The 23,973-nt window shown below is 65.8% G+C and carries 24 protein-coding genes; 5 read left to right on the top strand and 19 right to left on the bottom strand.

Annotated features, from left to right (window positions below):
• Positions 1–60: 60 nt before the first annotated feature.
• Together AC1DGW_RS13235 and AC1DGW_RS13230 are read left to right on the top strand one after the other, a co-directional pair.
• Complete coding sequence (locus AC1DGW_RS13235; RefSeq protein ID WP_478023707.1) at positions 61–480, top strand: H-NS histone family protein; 420 nt, start codon at positions 61–63, stop codon at positions 478–480.
• Between the two features lie 99 nt (positions 481–579).
• Positions 580–2,721, top strand: coding sequence for an alpha/beta hydrolase family protein (locus AC1DGW_RS13230; protein WP_478023705.1), 2,142 nt, complete (start codon positions 580–582; stop codon positions 2,719–2,721).
• A 55-nt stretch (positions 2,722–2,776) separates the two neighbouring features.
• Here AC1DGW_RS13230 and AC1DGW_RS13225 read toward each other — a convergent pair whose 3' ends face one another.
• The 12 genes from AC1DGW_RS13225 to AC1DGW_RS13170 form a co-directional block, all read right to left on the bottom strand.
• Positions 2,777–3,145, bottom strand: a complete 369-nt coding sequence (locus AC1DGW_RS13225) for a c-type cytochrome (protein WP_478023703.1) — start codon at positions 3,143–3,145, stop codon at positions 2,777–2,779.
• Positions 3,146–3,270: 125 nt separating this feature from the next.
• On the bottom strand, positions 3,271–4,950 hold the full coding sequence (locus AC1DGW_RS13220) for an electron transfer flavoprotein-ubiquinone oxidoreductase (protein WP_478023701.1): 1,680 nt from the start codon (positions 4,948–4,950) through the stop codon (positions 3,271–3,273).
• Positions 4,951–5,121: 171 nt separating this feature from the next.
• The gene (locus AC1DGW_RS13215; RefSeq protein ID WP_478023699.1) at positions 5,122–5,505 is read right to left on the bottom strand and encodes a nuclear transport factor 2 family protein; all 384 of its coding nucleotides are present in this window, start codon (positions 5,503–5,505) and stop codon (positions 5,122–5,124) included.
• 45 nt (positions 5,506–5,550) lie between these two features.
• A complete protein-coding gene (locus AC1DGW_RS13210; protein WP_478023697.1) occupies positions 5,551–6,012 on the bottom strand; it encodes a hypothetical protein in 462 nt (153 codons plus the stop codon).
• 360 nt (positions 6,013–6,372) lie between these two features.
• Positions 6,373–6,549: a hypothetical protein gene (locus AC1DGW_RS13205; protein WP_478023695.1), complete on the bottom strand. Its 177-nt coding sequence runs from the start codon at positions 6,547–6,549 to the stop codon at positions 6,373–6,375.
• Between the two features lie 164 nt (positions 6,550–6,713).
• Positions 6,714–6,935, bottom strand: a complete 222-nt coding sequence (locus tag AC1DGW_RS13200; protein WP_478023692.1) for a hypothetical protein — start codon at positions 6,933–6,935, stop codon at positions 6,714–6,716.
• 90 nt (positions 6,936–7,025) lie between these two features.
• The gene (locus AC1DGW_RS13195; RefSeq protein ID WP_478023690.1) at positions 7,026–7,391 is read right to left on the bottom strand and encodes a cupin domain-containing protein; all 366 of its coding nucleotides are present in this window, start codon (positions 7,389–7,391) and stop codon (positions 7,026–7,028) included.
• Between the two features lie 72 nt (positions 7,392–7,463).
• Positions 7,464–7,886 (bottom strand): hypothetical protein, encoded by a 423-nt coding sequence (locus AC1DGW_RS13190; RefSeq protein WP_478023688.1) that lies wholly within the window; start codon positions 7,884–7,886, stop codon positions 7,464–7,466.
• A 51-nt stretch (positions 7,887–7,937) separates the two neighbouring features.
• Entirely contained in the window at positions 7,938–8,294 is a 357-nt protein-coding gene (locus AC1DGW_RS13185; protein ID WP_478023686.1) for a DUF2834 domain-containing protein, read from the bottom strand.
• 394 nt (positions 8,295–8,688) lie between these two features.
• Positions 8,689–9,258: an NMCC_0638 family (lipo)protein gene (locus AC1DGW_RS13180; RefSeq protein ID WP_478023684.1), complete on the bottom strand. Its 570-nt coding sequence runs from the start codon at positions 9,256–9,258 to the stop codon at positions 8,689–8,691.
• Between the two features lie 81 nt (positions 9,259–9,339).
• Positions 9,340–9,732 (bottom strand): hypothetical protein, encoded by a 393-nt coding sequence (locus AC1DGW_RS13175; RefSeq protein ID WP_478023682.1) that lies wholly within the window; start codon positions 9,730–9,732, stop codon positions 9,340–9,342.
• 440 nt (positions 9,733–10,172) lie between these two features.
• Entirely contained in the window at positions 10,173–10,409 is a 237-nt protein-coding gene (locus AC1DGW_RS13170) for a hypothetical protein (RefSeq protein WP_478023680.1), read from the bottom strand.
• 927 nt (positions 10,410–11,336) lie between these two features.
• Between AC1DGW_RS13170 and AC1DGW_RS13165 the strand changes: the two genes are divergently transcribed.
• A complete protein-coding gene (locus AC1DGW_RS13165; RefSeq protein ID WP_478023678.1) occupies positions 11,337–12,362 on the top strand; it encodes an integron integrase in 1,026 nt (341 codons plus the stop codon).
• A 73-nt stretch (positions 12,363–12,435) separates the two neighbouring features.
• Here AC1DGW_RS13165 and ilvD read toward each other — a convergent pair whose 3' ends face one another.
• Positions 12,436–14,274, bottom strand: coding sequence for a dihydroxy-acid dehydratase (gene ilvD / locus AC1DGW_RS13160; protein ID WP_478023853.1), 1,839 nt, complete (start codon positions 14,272–14,274; stop codon positions 12,436–12,438).
• Between the two features lie 251 nt (positions 14,275–14,525).
• On the opposite strand from ilvD, the gene AC1DGW_RS13155 reads away from it, so the two are divergent.
• Positions 14,526–15,092, top strand: a complete 567-nt coding sequence (locus AC1DGW_RS13155) for a DUF1190 domain-containing protein (protein WP_478023675.1) — start codon at positions 14,526–14,528, stop codon at positions 15,090–15,092.
• Between the two features lie 4 nt (positions 15,093–15,096).
• Complete coding sequence (locus AC1DGW_RS13150; RefSeq protein ID WP_478023672.1) at positions 15,097–16,284, top strand: glutathionylspermidine synthase family protein; 1,188 nt, start codon at positions 15,097–15,099, stop codon at positions 16,282–16,284.
• A 61-nt stretch (positions 16,285–16,345) separates the two neighbouring features.
• On the opposite strand, the gene AC1DGW_RS13145 is transcribed toward AC1DGW_RS13150, so the two are convergent.
• From AC1DGW_RS13145 to AC1DGW_RS13120, 6 genes are all read right to left on the bottom strand, one after another.
• On the bottom strand, positions 16,346–17,644 hold the full coding sequence (locus AC1DGW_RS13145; protein ID WP_478023670.1) for a DUF58 domain-containing protein: 1,299 nt from the start codon (positions 17,642–17,644) through the stop codon (positions 16,346–16,348).
• A gap of 937 nt (positions 17,645–18,581) precedes the next feature.
• On the bottom strand, positions 18,582–19,601 hold the full coding sequence (locus AC1DGW_RS13140) for an AAA family ATPase (RefSeq protein WP_478023668.1): 1,020 nt from the start codon (positions 19,599–19,601) through the stop codon (positions 18,582–18,584).
• Positions 19,598–20,743 (bottom strand): DUF4350 domain-containing protein, encoded by a 1,146-nt coding sequence (locus tag AC1DGW_RS13135; RefSeq protein WP_478023666.1) that lies wholly within the window; start codon positions 20,741–20,743, stop codon positions 19,598–19,600. The genes AC1DGW_RS13140 and AC1DGW_RS13135 overlap by 4 nt, the downstream gene beginning before the upstream one ends.
• On the bottom strand, positions 20,740–22,314 hold the full coding sequence (locus AC1DGW_RS13130) for a DUF4129 domain-containing protein (RefSeq protein ID WP_478023664.1): 1,575 nt from the start codon (positions 22,312–22,314) through the stop codon (positions 20,740–20,742). Before AC1DGW_RS13130 ends, AC1DGW_RS13135 begins: the two co-directional genes overlap by 4 nt.
• Positions 22,304–23,296 (bottom strand): stage II sporulation protein M, encoded by a 993-nt coding sequence (locus AC1DGW_RS13125; protein WP_478023662.1) that lies wholly within the window; start codon positions 23,294–23,296, stop codon positions 22,304–22,306. Before AC1DGW_RS13125 ends, AC1DGW_RS13130 begins: the two co-directional genes overlap by 11 nt.
• Entirely contained in the window at positions 23,293–23,970 is a 678-nt protein-coding gene (locus AC1DGW_RS13120; RefSeq protein ID WP_478023851.1) for an RDD family protein, read from the bottom strand. Before AC1DGW_RS13120 ends, AC1DGW_RS13125 begins: the two co-directional genes overlap by 4 nt.
• Positions 23,971–23,973: the final 3 nt, after the last annotated feature.

Raw genomic sequence — 23,973 nt, 5'->3', positions numbered from 1 at the left:
TTCACATCGCCGGTGAAATCATGTCTTGACACCCGTGCGGCCCAAACTGACGCTAGCGCCATGCACATCGACCTGACGCCGCTGAATCTCCGCGAGCTGGACACCCTGATCCGGGCCGCCAAGGACAGGCACAAGACGCTCACCGGGCGGGCACCGGCGGAAAAAGTCAGACGCATGCTGGCCGCCGAAGCGCGGCGCGCCGGCTATACGATCGAGGAAATCTTCGGGCCGGATGCCGATGCGGCGCGGCCGGAGCCGAAAGTCCGCGTCAGGCGCAAACGCGCCAAGGTCGAACCCAAGTACCGCGATCCCGACAACCGCCGCAATACGTGGACCGGCCGTGGCCGGATGCCGCGCTGGCTAGCGGCGAAGACGAAACACGGCCGGAGCGTCGCCGACTTCCTGATTCCGGGCGTGGCCAGGCTTACGCCGAAAACGCAGGCGGTCACCGGCCAGCGCAGGTTGGTCAAGCAGAGCTGAGTCGTCCGTCGACGCGCATCCACGCGGCGATCCCCACGTGGCCTGTCTGCCGGGCGGGGTAGATATCCAGCGGTGCGTACTGTCGATTGATGCGACCGGATGGCTGCGTCCGCGCGCGGATCAGGAAGATCTACATGGGCAGGACGCAGCGCCGCACGTTCTTCTGCGGGCATTGCCAGAAGAACTGCAGCGCCGGGCAGGCGCCGGCGCCGTGAATCCACTCCGGCCGCAACGACGCTCTTCCGGGGAGAGGGCCGATACCCTACGCTGAGACTTCCACCTGGCTTCTGGGGAGTTGTCATGGGAAGGGGATTGCGTGGGCTGTTGTTGCTGGTGACAGGGATGTTCGGCGGCATGGCGTGGACGCCGGCAGCGATGGCCCAGGCGGTGCCGGTGGAAGCGTTCGCCAAGGCCAGCCCGTTTTCGATGCCGCGTCTGTCGCCGAAGGGCGACTACCTGGCGGTTTCAACCGACTTCGGGGAAGGCAACCATGCCGTGCAGATCCTGCGCCTGTCCGACATGACGCGGACGGCCGTGCTGCGCCTCCCGCGCTATGAAAGCCCGTTCCAGATTGCATGGGTGGGCGACAGGCGTCTGGTCGTTGCCAAGGGCCGCAAGTACGGATCGCTGGAGAAGCCGCTTGCCACGGGCGAGATCATCGCCAGCGATTTCGACGGACAGAACCAGCGCTACATCTATGGGTACGAGCAGCAGAACGCCGCGGCCGGCCTGGATCGCGGTTTCGGCTATATCGAAAGCGTGGCCGAGGGCAATGATGGCCGTTTCTACATGCGCCAGCTCAAGCGTGACCCCACCTCATCCATGCTCTATGTGGTCGATACGCAACGGCCGACGTTCAAGCTCGTTGCCGATATCGGCGTGCCGCAGCTGGAGTTCGTGATCGATCGCAACGGCGTCGCGCGCTATGCGTGGGGGCGCGACGACGCCGACAACCATCTGCTGTACCGGTCCGATGACGGCAGGCGCTGGCAGCCGTTGGCCCCGCTCCGGGCGGGAAGCATCTGGACGCCGTTGTCGTTCTCGGCGGACAACACCAGGGTGTATGCCCACCTCAGCCACGCGGATGGGCCGTCGCAGCTGGTGTTGAGTGACCTGGACGGCGGCAACTCCGAAGTGCTTGCCGGCGATGGCTTCGCGAGCGTCGGCCTGACGCAGTGGACGGGCCATCCATCGATACCGTTCGCGGCTGCGCCGCAAGTAGGCCGGCCGCGGCTGGTCTATTTCGATCCGGGCCGCCCCGAAGCCGAACTGCACAGGGCATTGGCCGAGTTGCTGCCGCAGCAGCACGTGACCTTCGTCGATGTCAGCCGCGACGGGCAGGTTGTGCTGATCCATATCGCCAGCGACCGCGATCCTGGCGGCTGGTACGTGTTGAAGCGCTCGACGAACAAGCTGGAGAAGGTGCTTGCGTCACGTGATGCGATCGACCCGGCGCTGATGGCCGAGCGACGCCCGGTGCGCTTCAAGGCCAGCGACGGGGTCGAACTGGAGGCCGTGCTCACGATCCCGCGCAACAGCGAGGGCCGCCGCCTTCCCACGGTGGTGCTGCCGCATGGCGGTCCGCACGGCGTCAGCGATGACTGGTTCTACGACACCGACGCGCAGTTCCTGGCCAACCGGGGCTACCTGGTGGTGCAGGTCAACTATCGCGGCAGCGGCGGGCGCGGGCGCGCGTTCGAGCGGCTGGGCTACCTGCATTGGGGCACCCGCATCCAGCAGGATCTGCTGGATGGGCTGGATCATGCCGTGGCCTCAGGCCTGGCCGATCCGGAGCGGGTCTGCGCGTATGGCGCGAGCTTCGGTGCCTACTCGGCGATGATGCTGGCCGCGCGCGCGCCGCAACGGTTCCGCTGCGCGGTCGGCCTGGCGGGCATTTACGACCTGAAGATGATGTACAGGAAGGGCGACATCAAGGACAGCGCCTATGGGCGCAACTACCTGGAGCGGGTGATCGGCCGCAGCGACGAGGAGCTGCTGGCGAACTCACCGGTGAGCCTGGCGGCGAGCATCAAGGCGCCCGTGCTGCTGGTGCATGGCGAACGCGATGAACGGGCACCGATCGCGCAGGCCAACGCCATGCGCGCCGCATTGGTCGCGGCAGGGAACACACCGGGCTGGATGGCCGTCGCGGGCGAGGGCCACGGCTTCTACAACGACGACAACAGCATCGCGTTCTATCGCGCGCTGGAGAAATTCCTGCAGGAGAACATCGGCGGTTGAGCGATGTTCCGGCCAGGCCCGCACCCGATGGATGGCATCGGGTGCGCCGGGCAGATCACTGCGCCTGCCCGGACAGATACTCGATCACCGCCTGCCGGCGCTGCGGATCGGACGTCGCATTGAGCATGCGGGAGCCGGGTACCTGCTTTTGCGGCGAGGCGAGGAAGGCATCCAGCGTCCGCGCATCCCAGACGATGCCGCTGTTCTTCATCGCCTTGGAGTAGGAGTAGCCCGCCGCACTGCCGGCGCGGCGGCCGACCACGCCGTGCAGGTTGGGACCGACGCGATGGCCGAGATCGGCACGGGTGTCGTGGCAGCCTGCGCAGATGGCGAATGCACGCTCCAGCTCGCGCTGATGCGGCGTGGCGTCCGCGGCATGGTTGAACGCATCGCGCTGGCCGCAGGCGCATAGCGCTGCCGCCATTCCGAGCGGCAATATGCAGCGCCGCACGGCGCTCCCACGGCAGCGCATCCATGGTTGCCGGGCTTGCCCGGCAGAACGCGAGGTCCGTTCCATTCCCATACCCGCAACCATGCGCGGTTGCGCCATCACATCGCCGGGTAGTTGGGTCCGCCGCCACCCTGCGGGGTGACCCACACGATGTTCTGGGTCGGGTCCTTGATGTCGCAGGTCTTGCAGTGCACGCAGTTCTGCGCGTTGATCTGCAGGCGGGTGTCGCTGCCCTCGCCCACGAACTCGTACACGCCCGCCGGGCAGTAACGTGCCTCCGGGCCGGCGTACTGCGCCAGGTTGATGCGCACCGGCACCGTCGGATCCTTCAACGTCAGGTGGCTGGGCTGGTCTTCCTCATGGTTGGTCGAGGACAGGAACACCGAGCTCAGCCGGTCGAAGGTCAGCACGTTGTCCGGCTTCGGGTAGTCGATCTTCGTGTGCCTGCTCGCCGGCTCCAGGCATTCGTGGTCGGCCTTCGTACGGTGGATCGTCCACGGCGCGTTGCGCAGGCCCAGCTTGGGCAGCAGCCACTGCTCGATGCCGGTCATCAGCGTGGCCAGGGTGCGGCCCTTCTTGAACCACTGCTTGAAGTTCTTGGACTGCAGCAGCTCGGTCTTGAGCCAGCTGGCCTCGAAGGCTTCCGGGTAGGCGCTCAGTTCATCGCGCGAGCGGCCGGCCACCAGTGCCTCGAACGCGGCCTCGGCGGCCAGCATGCCGGTCTTGATCGCGGCATGGCTGCCCTTGATGCGGCTGACATTGAGGTAACCGGCCTCGCAGCCGACCAGCGCGCCGCCCGGGAACACCGTCTTGGGCAGCGACAGGATGCCGCCGGCGGTGATCGCGCGCGCGCCGTAGGCGATGCGCTTGCCGCCTTCCAGGTGCCTGCGGATCGCCGGGTGGGTCTTGAAGCGCTGGAACTCCTCGAACGGGCTCAGCCAGGGATTCCTGTAGTCCAGCCCGACCACGTAGCCGATGGAGACCTTGCCGCCATCGGCGTGGTACAGGAAAGCGCCGCCATAGGTGTCGTCGTCCAGCGGCCAGCCGGCCGCATGTACCACCAGGCCCGGCTCATGTTTGGCCGGGTCGATCTGCCACAGCTCCTTGATGCCGATGCCGTAGCTCTGCGGGTCCTTGCCTTCGTCGAGCTTGAAGCGGGAGATCAGCTGGCGGCCGAGGTGGCCGCGCGAACCCTCGGCGAAGATCGTGTACCGGGCATGCAGTTCCATGCCGCGCTCGAAGTTCGGGCCGGGTGTGCCGTCCTTGTGGATGCCCATGTCGCCGGTGGCCACGCCCCTCACCGCACCGGCTTCATCAAACAGCACTTCGGCGGCGGCGAAGCCCGGGAAGATCGCCACTTCCAGCGCTTCGGCCTGCTGTGCCAGCCAGCGTGTCACCTCGCCCAGGCTGACGATGTAGTTGCCATGGTTCTGGAAGCACTCGGGCAGCAGCCAGTTCGGAGTGGCCTTGGCGCCGGTTTCGTCCAGGAACAGGAATTCGTCGCGGGTCACCGCCTGCTTCAGCGGCGCGCCCTTCTCTTTCCAGTCGGGGAACAGCTCGCTCAACGCGCGCGGGTCCATCACCGCGCCGGAGAGGATGTGCGCACCCGGCTCGGAGCCCTTTTCCAGCACGCACACCGACAGCTCCTGGCCCTTCTCCACCGCCAGCTGGCGCAGGCGGATGGCCGTGGACAGGCCGGCCGGGCCGGCACCGACGATCACCACGTCGAACTCCATCGCTTCGCGCGGCGGAAGGGCGGAGGAAGCTTCAATGTTCATGCAGGGACTCTTGGCTGGGGCCGGCGACGGCGTGGCGACGGTCTGAGGCCCCATTTTCGCCGACCCGGCGGCGATGTTCCAATCCGCGTCGGCTGCCCACCACCCGCCGGAACCGTGGCGTGGGTGAACAGGCGCCGTTGCGGCAGGTCGGCTGGCACAGGTTCGTGCCCGTCAACTGCGATCGACCAGCCGCGTGATGCGCCCGTCGCCGAAGGAGAATTCCGACTGTCCCGTGAGTTCAAGCAGCGTGTCTGCCGCTGGCCCGCCGGGAATGTCCTGCGCGAGCCTGCCGCGGTAGGCGATGTCCACGATCACCCGATCGCCTTCATCGCGGAAGGAAACGATGGTCTGTTCGCGTTCGGAAAAAAGCGCCTTGCCCTGCTCGGCCAGGCGCCTGAATTCTTCCTTGCCGTCGGACTGTGCGGTGAGCTGCCCGGAAGAAAAATTGCGGAACTCCACGTCCGCCGAAAGCGTCGCGAGCATGCCATCCACGTCGAAGGCGTTGTAGGCGGCGATATAGCGCTCGATGAGGTCGCGTCGTCCGGGTGCGTCCATCGTTGTTCTCCGTGTAGCGTCTGTTGAAAGGGGCCGGGTGGAACTTCAGATCCTTCGGCCGGGCATGAAGGCGCGCGCGGCCAGGGCGATCGGCAAGCCGAACAGGAACATGTGCGACAGCAGGTCGTACAGCGCGGCGGGCATGTCGAAATTGACCGGCCTGGGAAACGCGGACAGCGGCAGCACCAGCAGACGCATGCCGAGGAAGACTACCGCGCCGAATATCGGTCCGCTCAGCCACGGCTGCGCCGCCACGCGGAACCGCATGGTCAGTGCGACGAACAGCGCCGCCCATCCCAGCGAAAGCGCGAAGTGGGAAACGAACCCGATGCCCGCGCTCACCGCGCCCATATCGAAGGATGCACTTCCGAACCAGCCGCTGGCGATGACCTGGAGCAGCGTGGCAGGTGCGAGCCCGTTCAATGCGGCAAAGCCGATCGCGAACGCCAGGTCCAGGGCGCCACCGACGAGACCACCGATACAGACAGCCTTCAATGCGGACCGCATGGTGCTCTTCCAGAGTGGTTTGGCGCCACGATAGCAGGCGCGTATGCGGGATATGGGGTTCCCGCGCACGGGTGGTCGATCTGGCCATCCCGCTCGCAGATCACTTGTCCCGGACTGGAAGGCCTGTACTGCTGATACAGCGCTCGCCATCGGGCGTCATGAAAGCCTCCGCATTGCCCCCACGACATGCGATGCAATGGGTCTCCGGAGAGGTCGGGGATGCGCCGAGCGGCTGATCTGGAAGAGCCTGGGAGGACAAACCACCTGGCCCGAGCGGATGGCGGGAACGCCACGCCTGCGGGGACCGGGACGATGGCGAGGCAGGCGATGACAGGATCGGGTGTCCTGTACGCGATGACCTCAATGGACTTCACCATCCTTTGAGGAGTGCCTGGAAATGAGCGCCACGATCCAGGCAGCAGCCTCAAGAGCGGTGGCGATCGCGCCAAGTACCCATGCGCCGGCCATCGAGGCGGCCATGTAAAGGCACAGCGCCGCGACAAACAGGATCAATACCAGGAGATGCAGGGTCTTCATGACGACAAGGACTCAAGGTCTCATGATCTGGTAAAGCAGCCGCCATGTTCTTCAGGCTTCCGTGGCAGGTCGACACCGGAAACGACTGCTTCCATCACATGTGTCAAAGCTGCCATGGCGCACCTGAGACCGGGGGCAGGGAAACGGCGTCGATTTGGATATCGTCAGGCTGCATGGTGCTCAACAACCCTGCTGGCCTCGAGCAGGGAGGCTCCCGTTTGCTTGCGGTATGCGCGGATTGCCGGAATCTTCCGCCCCGAACGGATGAGTTCTTGAACACCTTGCGATGGCGGAGGCAGGCAGGAGACGTCACGAGGCTCCTGCCGGAAGGCGAAAATGGCAATGAGAGCGATGGCGGCCGTGATGACGGCGAAAATGTAAGTCATTGCATGGCCGCTCCTGTTGAAGCCCGACGCCTGAGCCAAGCCGTGCAGCGAAGTGGCATCGGCTTGAATGAATTGTCAGGCACGCCCGCGCTACACCCACACATCATTCTGTGCGGTATAGGGGCCGCCTGCGTCACCAGTGTTGACCACCCCGCGGGGTTCCACGAGCATGATGCAGCACTCCTGGGGTGCCACTGGCCGATGCTCAATGCCTCTGGGCACGACGTACATTTCCCCGGCAGCAAGCAGAACGGACCTGTCTCTGAACTCAAGCATCATCTGGCCGTCCAGAACGATAAAGACCTCATCTGTGTCCGCGTGGGAGTGCCAGACGAACTCGCCCAGCACTTTGGCGAGCTTGAACTGGTAGTCGTTCATTTCCGCGATGACGCGGGGCGACCAATGTTCCGAGAACATGGCCAGCTTTTCCTGCAAATTGATCGCGTTGTCCGACATGTGTACCTGGCGTCTGGGTTAAGCCGGCCCGCGAAGCGGCGTAGGCTTGAATGAATTGTTGGCTGTCTGGGGCTAGGTGAGCCAACCCTGTGTGATGCCCTTGCGGCTGAGCCAAACAAGAAAAATACCGATTGCGAGCACAGCCGCTTGCATGACGACAGCAAAAGAGCCAGCCAAGGTTGCGCCATCTACCAGAACAAACAAGCCGAAGTCCTGAACCAGGATGCCGATCAAGGAAAGAGCCAATACGGGGAATGCCCATTTCTTGCGCAGGAGTAGGCCGATGCAACCAAGCACGCCACAAAAAACCGCGATTCCAGTTGCTGCGATGGCCCACGCCGGCCGAGCAGCGTAGAGCGCCTGTTGTGATTCCGGAAGCATGGCCACGTCTTGCGGCGACAGGCTGAGGTCGGAGGCAAAGGCCAGGCAACCGAGCAAGTTCCAGAGCATGGCGACAACTGCAACGACCTTGAACCATTTTGGTGGTGTATTCATTCGAGTCCTCCCCAATTGCGAACGAACTGCTTGGGACAGCCAACGCCTGAACTAAGCCGAGCTGCGAAGCGGTGTAGGCCTGAATGAATTGTTAGGCCCCGCCGCCGCAATATGCCGCTCCCGTAGAAGAAGGAAAAGCGGCAATGCCAGTGAAGGGCCAATTGCGAGGCAAGACAGCGGCAGCCATAGCTGGCGCATGGCCAGCCTGCGGCCCTCGGCAAGTGCGAACACAGCAACAACCATGCCCGAGACAAGGACATCGGCCCAAGCGAATGCAGGAACGTGGCTTGATGTGGCCTGTTGCAACAGAAGTGGCACGTTGAGGCCGTGTGCAGAGAGCCAAGGTATGAACTGCGAGAGAGGTAACGCTGCACCAGCTATACAGAGAAGGATGTAGATGATCTGCACGTTGTCTCCCGCGAAGCGGCGTCGGCTTGAATGAATTGTTAGGCGCCCCTGCGTTGCTTGGATTTTTTTGCGGCGTTATTTAAGCACTTGTCCATGCTCGAATCGTTGTCAGCGCTTATGACGCATTCATAGTCCTCTCTATCAAAACTCTCGCCGGCTGCACATTGCTCTGCTCGGCTATCGGCCAAATGAAGTAAGCCAGCTTTCATGTCCGGGAATCTCTCAAAACGACTTGCGAGATGAGTGGCCTCTTTGTCAGTCAAAGTCTTGCATTCACTCTCTGATAGTGGGCTCTTGTTTGAATTGCATGAGGTAAGAGCAACTAGAAGCAGAGAGAAGAAGTGGATTATTCTCATGGGCTGACCTTGCTGGGTAAAAGTGCCTAACGCCTGAGTTAAGGCATGCCGCGAAGCGGCATCGCCTTGAACGAATTGTTAGCCTTGCCGACCAGCGACATTGAAATCATGGCTTGCGCAGTGGCGTCGCTGCTGTCAGAAGTAGTGAGGACAAAAAGAAGCTCATCTTGGTCCTCAGGTCGTGACCACGAGTAAGCCGCGGTACGGGTATGTGCGTCGTTAGGGCCTAAGCCAGTTGTGTCTTGTGCCGCTGCTGCGAGCGGCTCCGGAGCCGTACCCAACAAGGCCGAGAAGTCAGACTGAACTTGATCGGGGTCGGCGCGCTGCGCGAAGACGGCACAAACAGTGTCATCCCGAAGCGCGATCACATAAGCGGTGGACGGCGCAATCACGAACCAAGCCTTGCCAGGATTACCACCAAGGAAGAACTCTGCTTTTTCCGGCGGGGCCTCCGGAGCGCCAATGCCTCCCATCAACTTCCGCAGATTGTCCTGCGAATAAAAGTGCTTCATGCACGTGCCAGCGAAAAGGTCACCAATACTATCGGGCGGCGGGGACGCCGCCGCGAAAGCCGGTAGAAGTGCCGCTATTGCCAGAAGATTGCGCATGTCATGTCTCGAAAGGCTAACGCCTGAATTAAGCCGCGCCGCGAAGCGGTGTCGGCTTGAATGAATTGTTAGGCGACGTACTTAGAAGTACCCGCCCTCCGCCTCCGCCCACATCTGATACCCTTCCAGTTCCTCTGCATTTACCGAAGACTGCTGAACAAATGCGACGCCCCAGCCAGAGAAGCTCTCACCGGAGATTGGCAGGTGCCCCATGCCTAAGGACTCGCCCTCGCGTTTGTCCACCCCTGCCATGTACAAGGTGGACTCATTGATGTGCGTGGGAGGCGAGGGATACACGTTGCTATAGATGCGAACGTGTACGCCATGATTGTCCACTTTGAGGATCTTTAGTGGGACGAAGTTTCCGTTCGCCTGTGGAATGACGTAGAGACCGCCCTCAATCCACTGGCGAGCGGCAGAGGTTGACGTGGCAACAGCTGTGCCGAATAGAGCTGCAAATAGCCTTTTGAGCATGATTGGCCGCCTAACGCCAGAGTTAAGCCGCGCTGCAAAGCGGCGTCGGCTTGAATGAATTGTTAGGAGTCATTGCCGAGCCTCCTCCTGCCGAAATTTGCGGCTAAGGAACAGCCACATAAATACGCCCCAAAAGATGCCCGCAATCGGGAAGACGACAAACCAAGTTGCCCAAGTTTTAGGGACTTCCCCCGCGCCACCCATTAGCCACTGGATTAGGATGAATAGGGTAGCCGTGCCCAGGCCCCAACCAAGGACTCCCCTGAAAACAACAAATCTCAAGATGCCCTTGCTGCGGATGTGCTGCCATTTCTCGGTGCTTTCGGCTCGCATTGTCATTCCTTGACTCCTAACGCCTGAGTTAAGCCGCGCCGCGAAGCGGCGTCGGCTTGAAAGAACTGTTAGGTGCCATGGCCGGTGATTCCTGAAAGGTATGTTGCTTAGCCAATGCCCCAGAACGCGTCCTTGACTGCATCCCAAAGCTTCTTGAGCGTCTCGCTTCGCCCGCGTAGGAACGCAACCCGGATGAGCTGCACCAGCAATGCAAGAATGAGCCCGACGAACACCAGAAGACCCAGGCCATCTCTAAGCACGAACGCAGCGAATGCGAAGACCGCCAAAAGCCCGAGAACAGCCAGGTCTGTCTTTAGAATGCTCGGCGATGACGTTTGTCCCATGGCACCTAACGCCTGAATTAAGCCGACCCGCGAAGCGGGTTCGGCTTGAATGAATTGTTAGGCCCCTCCGCCCGGGAGGCCCTCCGCCACAAGCTTAAGTCTTGCAACTGCCTCAGTGGAGCCGAAGTGGCCTGCAGCACGGTAGCTCTCGTGCGCCGCATCTGTGTCCGAACATATCTTGGCAAGAATGGTCTTCGCCACCGTTTGGTGGGGAGCGATACGTGAGGCGTACCTAGCTAGTACGGCTTGACCAGCCTGATCCGACTCATGGCCGTCTAAAGCAAACGACCAGTAGAAGTCGTTGTATTCGGCCCGGAAGTCAGCGAATGACAGGCGCCCAGAGGCACATGCACGAATCAGGTCATCGCAGCGGTCTAGCGCCACAAGCAGATCCTTCTCTGAAGGGTATGAGTCCATGTCTTGAGAGGCCTAATGCCTGAATTAAGCCGACCCGCGAAGCGGGTTCGGCTTGAATTAATTGTTAGGCCGCGTGTGCCTACCAAACACGAACGTTATCCTCGGCATGGAGCGGAATGTTGTTGGATGCACACCAAGCAGCAAGCTCTGAGTGTAGTTGTGACCAAAGCAATTTAGCCCAAGGTGGCGAGTGCTGTGACCACGATTTTTCAGAGGGCATGATGACGGATACAACGCCCATAGGCATGTCCAAGATAAAAGTACCTGCGGGATGTGAGCAAACAAGCTCCTCTTTCCATTTTGGTTGGAACTTAAATTGTGCCAACGAGACTGCTCCTGAGCGGCCTAACGCCTATTCGGCCGCCTATCTGTGGCGTTGTCCCGAGTATGGCGGCTTCCCGCTGCCTTGTGAATCAGATGAATCCTACCTCGTATCAGTGGGTTGGGTGATGGAGGCGGGTGAGGTGCGGGCTTCAGGATGGCAGCGTTATGCCGCAGGAGCGCTGCCATATGGATTACACCCCTCAATCTACTGGTGTACTTGGGCCCAGATCACCGCGCCTGCTTGATCAGGTCCGTGAGCGGATCCGGTTGCGCCATTACAGCATCCGTACCGAACAGGCTTACGTCGGGTGGATCCGGCGTTTCATTCTCTTCAACGGCAGGCGCCATCCAAGGGAATTAGGGGCGAAGGAGGTCGAGGCATTTCTTACCCGCCTGGCGACGCAGGGCAATGTGGCGGCTGCCACACAGAACCAGGCGTTGTCGGCATTGCTGTTCCTTTACCGGGTGGTATTGGAGATCGAGCTGCCCTGGATGGAAGAAGTGGTACGTGCCAAGCGGCCGCGCCGGCTGCCGGTGGTGTTGTCGCAGGAGGAGGTGGCGCGAATGTTGGCGGCCATGCCCGAAGGTCTGTCCGGGTTGATGGCGCGCCTGTTGTATGGAACTGGCATGCGCCTGATGGAATGCCTGCGGCTGCGGATCAAGGACGTGGATTTCGCCCGCAAGGAAATCTGCGTGCGCAGCGGCAAGGGCGACAGGGATCGACGGGTGCCGCTGCCGGAATCGTTGCGTGGGCGTCTGCAGCGGCAGCGCGAGTGGGCGGTGCTGCTGCATGGGCAGGATCTGCTTGATGGCAACGGGCGGGTACATCTGCCGCATGCGTTGGCACGGAAATACCCGAATGCCGACAGCGAGCCGGGTTGGCAGTACCTGTTTCCTTCCGAGCGGATTTCTGCCGATCCACGCAGTGGCCGGGCAGGGCGCCATCACGTTGGCGAGGAAACCCTGCAGCGGGCCATCAAAACCGCACGCATGCGTGCCGGCATCGCCAAGCCGGCCACTTGTCATTCGTTGCGGCATTCCTTTGCCACGCATCTGCTGGAGGCCGGCCACGATATCCGTACCGTGCAGGAACTGCTGGGCCACAAGGATGTAGCGACCACCCAGATCTACACGCACGTGCTGGGGCGTGGCGCCGGTGGCTTGTTGAGTCCGCTGGACCGTTTGCCGGGGGCAGGATCGGGTTCGGATTGATGGCGTATGCCGGGCGAGCCCGGCATCTACGGGGGTGTGCGAGCCGGGGAGGGACGCACGCCGATGTGGGCGATCACCCTTCCAGCAACGCCTTGTCCCGCACCGCGCCCTTGTCCGCGCTGGTCGCCAGCAGTGCATACGCTTTCAACGCGGTACTGACCTTGCGCGGGCGCGGCTGTGCGGGTTTCCAGCCGCGTGCGGCCTGTTCCTCGCGGCGACGTGCGAGTTCGGCGTCGTCCACCAGCAGGTGGATGCCGCGCTGGGGGATGTCGATGCGTATGCGGTCGCCGTCGCGGACCAGGCCGATGGCGCCGCCGGCGGCGGCTTCGGGCGAGCAGTGGCCGATGCTCAGGCCCGAGGTGCCGCCGGAGAAGCGGCCGTCGGTGAGCAGGGCGCAGGCCTTGCCCAGGCCCTTGGATTTCAGGTAGCTGGTGGGGTAGAGCATTTCCTGCATGCCGGGGCCGCCCTTGGGGCCTTCGTAGCGGATCACCACCACGTCGCCGGCCTGCACCTCGTTGCCGAGGATGCCCTTCACCGCCGCGTCCTGGCTTTCGTAGACGCGGGCGCTGCCCTCGAACACGTGGATGGATTCGTCCACGCCGGCGGTCTTCACCACGCAGCCGTCGGCGGCGAGGTTGCCGTACAGCACGGCCAGGCCGCCTTCGCTGGAGAAGGCATGGGCGACGTCGCGGATGCAGCCCTCGGCGCGGTCCGTGTCCAGCGACGGCCAGCGCGTACTCTGGCTGAAGGCGACCTGGGTGGGAATGCCTGCCGGGCCCGCCTTGTAGAACTGGTGGACCGCCTCGTCCTGCACCTGGGTCACGTCCCATCGCGCGATGGCGTCGCCCAGGGTGCGGCTGTGCACGGTCGGCACATTGGTATGCAGCAGGCCGCCGCGCGCCAGCTCGCCGAGGATGGCCATGATGCCGCCGGCGCGGTGCACGTCCTCGATGTGGTATTTGGGCGTGTTCGGCGCGACCTTGCACAGCTGCGGCACGCGCCGCGACAGGCGGTCGATGTCGCGCAGGTCGAAGGCGACCTCCGCCTCCTGCGCGGCGGCGAGCAGGTGCAGGATGGTGTTGGTCGAGCCGCCCATGGCGATGTCCAGCGTCATCGCGTTCTCGAACGCCTCGAACGTGGCGATGCCGCGCGGCAGGGCGCTGGCGTCCTCGCCGCCGTACCAGCGGTGGCACAGCTCGACGACCAGCCGGCCGGCGCGCTTGAACAACGCCTCGCGGTCGCTGTGCGTGGCCACCACGGTGCCGTTGCCCGGCAGCGACAGGCCCAGCGCCTCGGTCAGGCAGTTCATCGAGTTGGCGGTGAACATGCCGCTGCACGAGCCACAGGTGGGGCAGGCGCTGCGCTCGATGGCGGCAACCTGCTCGTCGCTGACCGCCTCATCGCCGGCGGCGACCATCGCGTCGATCAGGTCGAGCTTGTGCTCGGCCAGTTTGGTTTTGCCGGCTTCCATCGGGCCGCCGGAGACGAACACCACCGGGATGTTCAGCCGCAGCGCGGCCATCAGCATGCCGGGGGTGATCTTGTCGCAGTTGGAGATGCACACCAGCGCGTCGGCGCAGTGCGCGTTGGCCATGTACTCCACCGAGTCGGCGATGATCTCGCGGCTGGGCAGCGAGTACAGCATGCCGTCGTGGCCCATGGCGATGCCGTCGTCCACGGCGATGGTGTCGAATTCCTTGGCCACGCCGCCGGCGGCCTCGATCTCGCGCGCCACAAGCTGGCCGAGGTCCTTCAGGTGCACGTGCCCGGGCACGAACTGGGTGAAGGAGTTGGCCACGGCGATGATCGGCTTGTGGAAATCGCCGTCGGTCATGCCGGTGGCGCGCCACAGGGCGCGGGCGCCGGCCATGTTGCGGCCGGCGGTGGAGGTTTTCGAGCGGTATTCGGGCATGGGGAAGGCAGGCAAACGCAGTGCCAACGATTCTGCATGAAGAACCCGGTTGCTGTTGCAACCATCGCGGCGACGGGAATGACGGGTTGGAAAGCGCAGGCAAGGGAAGTCGGTGGTCGGTGGAACCACGCACTCGCCGCGGTTGCCCAGCCCATTACCTGAAACGACGTTCAGGTTCACGGCACCGTCGATTTCCGTCCGCGGTGTCGGATCGGGCATCATCCGGGAACGAATTCATGGGGTTATCGACAATGAAGCGATCCAGGACCACCGCGCTGCTGCTGATGAGCACCGCGCCGCTGCTGTTCACCGCCTGCCAGCAGGAACAGGCAGTGCAGGTGAAGGAAGGGCTGTACACCTCGGTGGAAGCCTGCAGCGAAGCCACCGGTGATCCGTCCGCCTGCCGCACGGCCTTCGCCACCGCCCAGCAGCAGGCCGCCGACGCCGCGCCCAAGTACGCCAGCAAGGAAGAGTGCGCCAAGGAGTACCCGGCCGAGCAGTGCGTGCAGCAACACACCAGCGCCGGCACCTCGTTCGTCGGCCCGATGATGATGGGCTTCTTCATGTCGCAGATGCTCAACAACCGCGCCGGCGCCGTGGCCGCGCCGCCGGCCGCGCAGCCGGCGTTCAAGGACAACGCCAATGGTTGGGCGAAGCCGGCCGCCCCGGGCGGCAGCGGTGGCCTGAACACCGCCAGCGGCATCGGTGCCGGCAAGGCCGGCCTGGCACCGGTCACCACCGAGCCGAACCGCGCCGTCACCGCCAGCCGCGGCGGCTTCGGTTCGCGCAGCGGCGGCCGCACCAGCGTCGGCGGTTGATGCGGTGAAGCGGGTTGCCATTGCCGAGCGCTCCAACTGGCGCGCTCGCGCCGCCGAGGCGGGGTTCCGTTTCCACACCATCGACGGCGCGCCGTACTGGGACGAAAGCGCGTATTACGCCTTCACCCTGCGCCAGATCGAAAACGACCTGGAAGACCCCAGCGCCGAGCTGCATGCGATGGCGATGGACCTGGTCGGCGACGTGGTGGCCAGCGAGGAACTGATGGAGCGGCTGGCGATTCCTGCGCCGTTCCGCGACTGGATCGCCGAGAGCTGGCGCCACGGCGACCCGCATCTCTACGGCCGGCTGGACTTTGCCTACGACGGCAATGGCCCGGCCAAGCTGTACGAACTGAACTACGACACGCCGACCTCGCTTTACGAAGCGTCGTTCTTCCAGTGGCAATGGCTGGAGGACCAGCGCAACCGCGGTGCGCTGCCGCAGCAGGCCGATCAGTTCAACTCCCTGCACGAGACCCTGGTCGAACGCTTCGCCGAACTTGCGGCGCAGCTGCCGCCGCCGCTGTATTTCAGCGCGGTGCGCGACTCGGAAGAGGACCAGGGCACGGTCGCCTACCTGCGCGACTGCTCGGCGCAGGCGGGGCTGCACGGCGCGGCGATCGCCATCGAGGACATCGGCCTGTCGGCCGACGGCCGCTTCACCGATCTGGACGACACCGTGATCGGCAGCCTGTTCAAGCTGTATCCGCTGGAAGACCTGATGCGCGAGGAATTCGGCGCGGCCCTGCCCGGTTCGGGCGTGCAGCTGCTGGAACCGGCGTGGAAGGCGGTGCTCAGCAACAAGGGCATCCTGCCGCTGCTGTGGCAGCGCCACCGCGGCCATCCCAACCTGCTGGAAGCGCACTTCGACGACGGCAGCGCGCTGCCGGCCGGCTGGGTGCGCAAGCCGCTGCATTCGCGCGAGGGCGCCAACGTCGCCATGCACATGAGCGATGGCCGCTGGCAGGAGAGCGAAGGCCCGTACGCGGGGCCGTGCATCGTGCAGGCCTTCCATCCGCTGCCGGCGTTTGAAGGCAACTACCCGCTGGTCGGCAGCTGGGTGGTGGGCGACCGCGCCTGCGGCATCGGCGTGCGCGAGGACGACAGCCGCATCACCCGCGACAGCGCCCGCTTCCTGCCGCACGCGATCATCGACGACGCCCCGCAGGGGAACACGCGCATCTACGTCTGATCAGCTCCGGGTTGCACCGCGGGCATCTGCAGGAGCGCTCCTACGGGGCGTGCCACCCGCGTTACAACAACCCGTCGCGCTTGACCGCCAGATAGCGCTCGACCAGCGCGGCGGGCAGTTCCTCGGCGGTGACGTCGAACACCATCACCCGATGGCTGCGCAGTGCCTCGTGCGCGGCGGCGCGCTGCTGCAGGTAGCGCGCGATGGCGCCGGCCTGCACCGCATCGGGCAGGGTGTCGGCGCCACGGGCGAGGGCATCGTCCAGTTCGCGCTCGCGCAGGCTGGCCACGCACACCAGGTGCCGCTTCTGCAGCAGGCGCACGGCGGCGAGCAGGTCCTCGATGTCCTCGTCGCGCACGTTGGTCACCAGCATCACCAGGCAGCGCCGGGGCTGCCGCAGCGACAGTCCGGTGGCGGCGGCGAGGTAGTCGGTGGCCACCGGCTGCGGCTGCAGGTCGTAGCTGGCGCGCAGCAGCGTGTCGATCGCGCCGAGCCCGCGCTGCGGCGCCACCCAGCGGCTCTCGCCGCCGCTGGCGAACAGGCCCACGCCGTCGCCCTGGCGCAGCGCCAGGTAGGACACCACCAACGAAGCGTTGAGCACATGGTCGAAATGCGACAGCCCGCCCTCGTCGGCCAGCATGCGCCGGCCGGTGTCGATCATCATCACCAGCTGCTGGTTCTTCTCGTCCTGGTACTCGCGCGAGATCAGCTTGCGCGCGCGCGAGGTGGCCTTCCAGTCGATCTGGCGCAGGCTGTCGCCGACGCGATACTCGCGCATCTGGTGGAAGTCGGTACCCTCGCCGCGGCGACGCTTCAGGTGCGCACCGACCAGGCGCGAGGCCATCTCCGCGCTGAGCAGGGCCAGCCGCGTCAGCGGCACGAAGTTCGGGTAGACCCGCACTTTCTGCACCTGTCCGGCGACGCGCGATTGCCGCCACAGCCGCAGTGATGAGTGCAGGCGCAGCTGCACGCCCTCGAATGCGAAGGCGCCGCGCGCGCCCGGCGTGAAGTGGTAGCTGAAGTGGGATTCGCTGGCGCGTGAGAGGCACAGCGTACGCGGCAGGCCACGCGTTGCCCAGCCGCCGGGAACGAGGTCGAACACGTCCACGCGCTGCCGGCCGAAGCTGTCCAGCTGCAGCCAGGTTTCGCGTTCCACGCCCAGGGCCAAGGTTTCGGGCAGTTCGCGCCGCACCGTGGGCGTGGGGTGGCGTCGCAGCCATAGCGCGTCGGCCAGGGCGGGCAGGGCGATCGCGCAGGCGGTTGCTGCCCAGATTTCGACGGGCAGCAGGTGCAGGGCGACGAGGATGCCGAGCAGGCCCCATAGGGTGAGCAGTGCGATCAGCAGGGGAGAGGGCCTCATACCGTGGCACTCATGGTGGGTTCGAGGCTTGCAGGCAGATGCGAAAGCACGAAGATTTTTGCGGTTGCGGTTGCGGTTGCGGTTGCGGTTGCGGTTGCGGTTGTTTTTGGCTTTTGACTTTCAGGGTTCCCTTCCGCAGCGACGGAGCCAGCGGGAAAAACCCGAAGGGCGGCGTGCATGGATGCACGTCGTTTTTCTACGCGACAGGGATGTCGCGTAGAAAAATCCCGCTGGCGGAGTGGACCCGGGGCGCGTAGCGCGTCGGGCGCGTAGGCAGGGCGTGCTTTCTTTTGGCTAGCTTTTCTTTGCACGAGCAAAGAAAAGTAGCTCGCGCCCCGAAGGGGGGCGAAAGCACTTGATCCTGCTCCTGCCATTGTCTTGGCTTTCCTGAAGCGAAACGACAGTAGCTCAAGCACGGAGCCAAAGCGGAAGCTCGAAAGCAAAGCTTTCACTCCTGCTTCGCAGGAGCGAGTTACTTCTCTTTGCTCGTGCAAAGAGAAGTAACCAAGAGAAGTGCCTTTCCAACAGCCGAATGGCTGATCAAGCACGCGCCGGGACGCGATCCGTCGGGCTCTGCCCGCCGGTCCCCTGCGCTCCTCGCGTGCCGAGGGGACGGCGCACAACTCGCTTCGCTCAGACACGTGCGCCTCTTCGCCCCTCGGCCCGTTGCGGTGCTCGGCTCGCTCTACGGCGGTGTGGGTCAAAAGCCGGAAAGCAAAATCACGGGCAACCGCAACCGCAACCGCAACCGCAACCGCAACTGCAACTGCAACTGCAACTGCAACTGCAACCGCAACCGCAACCGCAATTCCTGCCTGTGCGGCGGCTTCAGCCGATGCATGAGCGGCAATGGCGGCAACAGCGGCCCACCCGAAACCTTCCCTTCGCACCATGTACGAAGAAATGGGAACGGAAGCCGCATGGCCGCCAGGCAGACTCACTTGCGCGGCGCCTCCACCTTCGCCAGCAGCGCGGTCAGCGCATCGTCCGCCGACTGCCCTTCGATCTGCAGCTCCGGCGCCAGCGCGATGCGGTGCCGCAGTGCCGGTTTGGCGATCTCGCGCACGTCATCGGGCGTGACGAAATCGCGTCCGGCCAGCACCGCCTGTGCACGCGCCGCACGCACCAGTGCAAGACTGCCGCGCGGGCCAGCGCCCAGGGCGATGCCGGGCCATTTACGCGTAGCCGCCACGATGCGCACCGCATAGTCGATCACCTGCGGGTCGACGGTGATCGCCGCCACCGCCTGCTGCATGGCCACCACGTCGGCGCCGCTCATCACCCGCGGTACCTGCGACAGGTCGAAGTTGCTGGCGCTGCGGCCGGCGGTGATCGCCTCGACCATGCGCTTCTCGTCCTCCAGCTGCGGGTAGTCGATCAGTACCTTGAGCAGGAAGCGGTCCAGCTGCGCTTCCGGCAGCGGGTAGGTGCCTTCCTGCTCCACCGGGTTCTGCGTGGCCAGGGTGAGGAACGGCGGAGTGAGCGGGAAGGCGCGGCCTTCGATGGTGACCTGGCCTTCCTGCATCACTTCCAGCAGCGCCGACTGGGTCTTGGCCGGGGCGCGGTTGATCTCGTCGGCCAGCAGCAGGTTGGTGAACACCGGGCCGCGACGGATCTTGAAGCTCTCGGTCTTGGGGTCGTACACCGCGTGGCCGCTGACGTCGCTGGGCATCAGGTCGGGGGTGAACTGCACGCGCGCGTAGTCCAGCTCCAGCGCCTGCGCCAGGGCGCGCACCAACAGGGTCTTGCCGAGGCCGGGCACGCCTTCGATCAGTACGTGGCCGCCGGCCAGCAGTGCGACCAGGATCTGGTCCAGCACGTCGGCCTGGCCGATGAAGGCCTGGCCGACGGCTTCGCGCAGGTGTTCGACGCGTTCGATCAGGTCGGTGTTGCCGGGCGCGGGCGGCGGTGCGGGCGCGTCGCCGGGGAGGGCGGGCGGAGCGGGCAGGTCGGTCATAGCTGGTTTCTCATCTGGATCAGCAGGGCGATGCGTTCGCGCAGCGCGGCGTCGTCGCGTGACGGGGGCAGCTGCATCGCCAGCCGCACGCGTTCGGGCGGCCAGCGCAGGTGGTCGGCGATGGCCTGCAGCTGGGCGTCGCCGGTGAGGGCCGCGGCCAGCGGCGCGCGCCGGCGCAGGCGGGCCAGGAAGGATTGGCGCACCGCGTCGTACAGCAGCGGCGATTTGCCGTAACGGTGCAGGTGCTCGCCGCTGGCGCGCACGTGCTCGAGCAGCGAGCGGCGTTCCTGCCGCGGCGACGGCAGCAGCGGGCCGAAGCGCTGGGCGCGCATCCACAGCCACGCCAGCAGGGCCAGCAGCAGCGGCAGCCAGATCGGCCAGCCGCGCTGCAGCACGGTGCGCCACAGCGATGGTGCTTCCGCCGCGTAGACCAGGTGCATGCGGCCCTTGCCGTAGTTGGGGGCGAGCACCAGGCGCGCGAGGTCGCGGTGCGGCAGGTCGCGCAGGCCGGTGTCCTTCTCGTCCTGGCCGTTGCGCAGGAAATCCATGTCGGCCAGCACGTCCACGCGGCCGCTGCCGTAGCGCAGCCGCGCGTAGGCCAGCGTGTCGTCGCTGGCATCGCCCCAGCGCCGTTCGGCGCGGGCGGTCTCGCCGAGGGTGAAGCGGTTGCCGGCGCAGAACTCCTGGTGTTCTTCCTGCCCCTGCACGCGCCACGGCTGGCAGCGCGGTGCGGCCTCGTCGGGAACGATGCCGAAGCGGTCGAACAGCGTCTGCTCGCCGTCCAGCGTGTCGTCGGCCTTGGGCATGCGCAGCAGCAGGTGGCCGCCGTATTCCACCCAGTCCACCAGCTGTTCGACCTGCCCCGGCGCGAGCTGGCGCGGGTCATCGAGCAGCAGCACGGTGTCGCGTGGCTGCAGGTGCATGGCCGGCAGATCGAGCGTGCGCCGGGTCTCGGCATCCACGCCGTCGCGGCGCAGGGTTTCGCGCAGCGCGAACAGCGGGTTGAAGCTGGGTTCGCCGTAGGCCGGCAGCGTGGCCTGTTCGCAGACGCGCTGGTAGCTGCGCAGGAACCACATCACCGCGACGCCCACCAGCAGCAGGGCGGCCAGGGCGATCAGCGCATTGCGCCAGCGCGCGCTCATGCCGGCCACCCGTACTGCTGGCGCAGGTCGTCGAGCAGGGCGTTGAACTCGTCGTCCGAGGGCAGGCGGCCGGCATAGGCGGCGTACTGCCAGGTGCGCACCATGCGCGCGAACAGGCGCCGGTCCGCTTCCTGCGGCATGCGCCTGGATGCGCGCAGGCACTGCGCCTCGGTGCTGCCCGGCGGCAGCACGATGTCGGCGCGCTGGGCCAGTTCGTCCAGGCTGGCGCGGTACAGCAGCGCCAGCGCGTGCCGCGGCCGGCCGTCCTGCCACAGGCGGCGGGCGCTGGCGAGGATGTCCGGCGGCAGGGTCTCGGGCAGCTGCAGTTCGTGCCGGGTGACGTCCGACTCGGCCTCGCGTTGCCTGCGGCGACCGCTGCCGCGCAGCCACGGCAGCCACCAGCGCGCGGTGAGTAGCAGCGCGAGCAGCAGCGCGCCGACCACGATCCACAGGAAGCCTTCGCTGAGCAGGGCCAGCAGCTTGACGATGGCACCGACGAGTTCGCCGCCGGGGAAATTCCAGTCCCGCGCTGGCTTCTCCTCTTCCGTGCTCCTGCGCTCCCAGCGGCAGACCATGTGTTTGGCGCCGAGTTGGGGGTCCTCGTAGGCGCGTGCGGCAGCCTGGCGGAAGCTGGCGGTATCGACCTGCGCGGACCCGAAGACCGTCGCGGGCGTGGCCGCCACCGTTGCCGGCTTGGCACCGCCCTTGTGATTGTCGTGCGCCGCCGCTGCCGCATCGCCGGCGTCCTGCGCATGGACCGGCAGCGACAAGGGCACGAAGGCCAGCAGCGCCAGCAACAGCAGCGGGGCTGCGCGCGACAATCGTTCGCGCAGGCGGCGGAAGGCGATCTCCACGTCCCAGGCTTCCAGCTGGGTGCGGCGGTTGAGGTACAGGCCGAAGCCGGCGCCGCTGTAGAACGGGCCGATGACCGTCATCGCCGCCCACGCCAGCAGGTTGAAGCCCAGCCACACCCACGCCGGCGTGTCGCTGCCGATCAGCGATACCGCCACGCGCAGCGATTCGGGCAGGGAATCCAGCGGCACGAACATGAAGACCAGGGCGACGCCGGCCAACTGCAGCATCGCCTCGAAATGCCAGCACACCAGCGTCAGCAGCGCCGCATGGCCATAGGCCGCGCCGCCCAGCACGCGCCGCCGCAGGCGCCGTTGCCCGGCATCGCCGCCTTCGAGCAGGTCCACTGGCATCAGCAGCGAACGCGCCGGGCTTAGCCGACGCCAGCCGAGGTAAGCGAGCAGCCCGCGCCATCCCCAGCGCCACTGCGCGCGCAGCGTGTCGGCGGTGCCGGGCACCGCGCCGAACGCGCCGCGCGAGATCACGTACAGCGGGATGCGCTCGAACGCCGGCTTCAGCCACCACATCAGCAGCGCCGGCAGCCAGAAGGCATCCAGCCACCAGCCGGCCAGGTTGAGCAGCGCGAACAGCGGCAGGGTCAGCAGCAGCCACGGTTTCCAGATGGCCGCGGCGTGGCGCCGCACCAGCGCGCTGCCCAGCTCCATCGCCTCCCACTGCGAGCGCGCGCGCAGCACCACGTCGAGCTGGTCAATGCGCATCGCCGCCTCCGTGCCCGCCGCGCCACAGCCAGGCGAATACCAGCGTCCACAGCACGCCGGAGACGGTGAACTTGCCCCACGCCGGCACCCAGGCGATGGACGACCAGAACGCCTCGATGAAGGCCGCCACCAGCAGCATGAAGGCCACGCCCAGGCACAGCCGCGCGCCGATCACCCCGCCTTCCACCAGCGCATCGATGCGCCGTTTGCGGCCGGGTGCGATCAACCGCAGCCCCAGCTGCAGGCCGGCGCCACCGGCAATGACGATCGCGGTCAGCTCGAACGGCGCATGCCCGACCACGAAGCGCCAGAACGTATCGCCATAGCCCACGTGCTGCAGGTGGCCGGCCACCGCGCCGATGGTCAGGCCGTTGAACAGCAGCACCAGCACCGTGCCGATACCAGCCAGCAGGCCACTGGCGAAGGTACGCAGGCCGATGCTGATGTTGTTCATGATGTAGTGGCCGAACATCGCCCAGTCGGTGCCGCTGTCGCGGCCCAGGTGGTCGGCGGTGGGCGCGTACATCTTTTCCATCTGCGCGATCTGCTGCGGGTCCAGCAGCAGGTGCACCAGTTCCGGCCTGTACTGCAACAGCACGAACACGCCCACCAGCGGCACCACGAACAGCGCGCACGCCACCCACATGGCTGCGGCCTGGCGGCGCACCAGCTGCGGGAAACCGGCGAACAGGAATTCCACCGCGCGCTGCCAGCGCGGCGGCGGCGCGCGGTACAGCAGGTTATGGCCGCGCTGCATCAGCTGCTGCAGGCGTTCGACCAGCTGCGGGCTGTAGCCGCGGCGGCGCGCCAGCGCCAGCTGCTGGCACAGGCGCCGGTAGCGTTCGGGAATGGTCTCGTCGCCCGGCAGATCGGGCGCGGGCGTGCCGCGCGCCTTGCGCGCGCTGCCGCCGCGCTGCTGCAGCCAGTCCTCGAACTGGCGCCATTCGTGCTGGTGGCGGGTGACGAACTGTTCCTGCCTCATCGCCGCCCCAGCAGCCAGTTGGCCATCGCGTACAGGCGCAGCACGCCGGTCTGGCCCTGCGCCCGGCTCAGGCCGCTGGCGATGTCGGCCAGCTCGCTCTGGCGTGGGCCGGACAGCGCCGGGGCGCGGTCGGCGAAGGCGATCACCGCCATCTGCTCGGCCGGCTGCAGCGGCAGCGGCGGCGCCAGCACGGTGTCGATGCGCGCCGGCGGCACCGGCGCGGGCGCCGGCACGTGCACCACCAGGCTGCCGGCCACCAGATCGCCCAGCCGGCGCCCGTGCGCGTCGCACAGGCAGGCGATCAACCCGAGCGCATAGCCGAACGGCAGCATGTCCACGGTGCGCAGCAGGTTGCGCACGATCGCCGGCATCCAGCCCAGCGGCGCTCCGTCGCGCGCCACCACGCGCAGGCCCAGCGCGCGCTTGCCCAGGGTCTGGCCGAACCAGACCTCCAGCACGATGGGATAACCCCAGAACATCAGGAACATCAGCCCCAGGTACAGCCCCTGGCCCAGCCCGCCCAGCGCCATCAGCAGCGGGCTCATCAGCGCCAGCACGCCGAAGCGCGCCATCAGGTCGATCAGCCACGCCAGCGCGCGCGGCACCGGGCCGGCCGCCGGCAACTGCAGCGGCACGCCTTCGGGCGTGATGACTTCGCGGAAGGTATCGAGCATGGG

The sequence above is a fragment of the Stenotrophomonas sp. 05N423 genome, from assembly GCF_056397145.1.
This window is presented reverse-complemented; position numbering and strand designations above follow the sequence as displayed.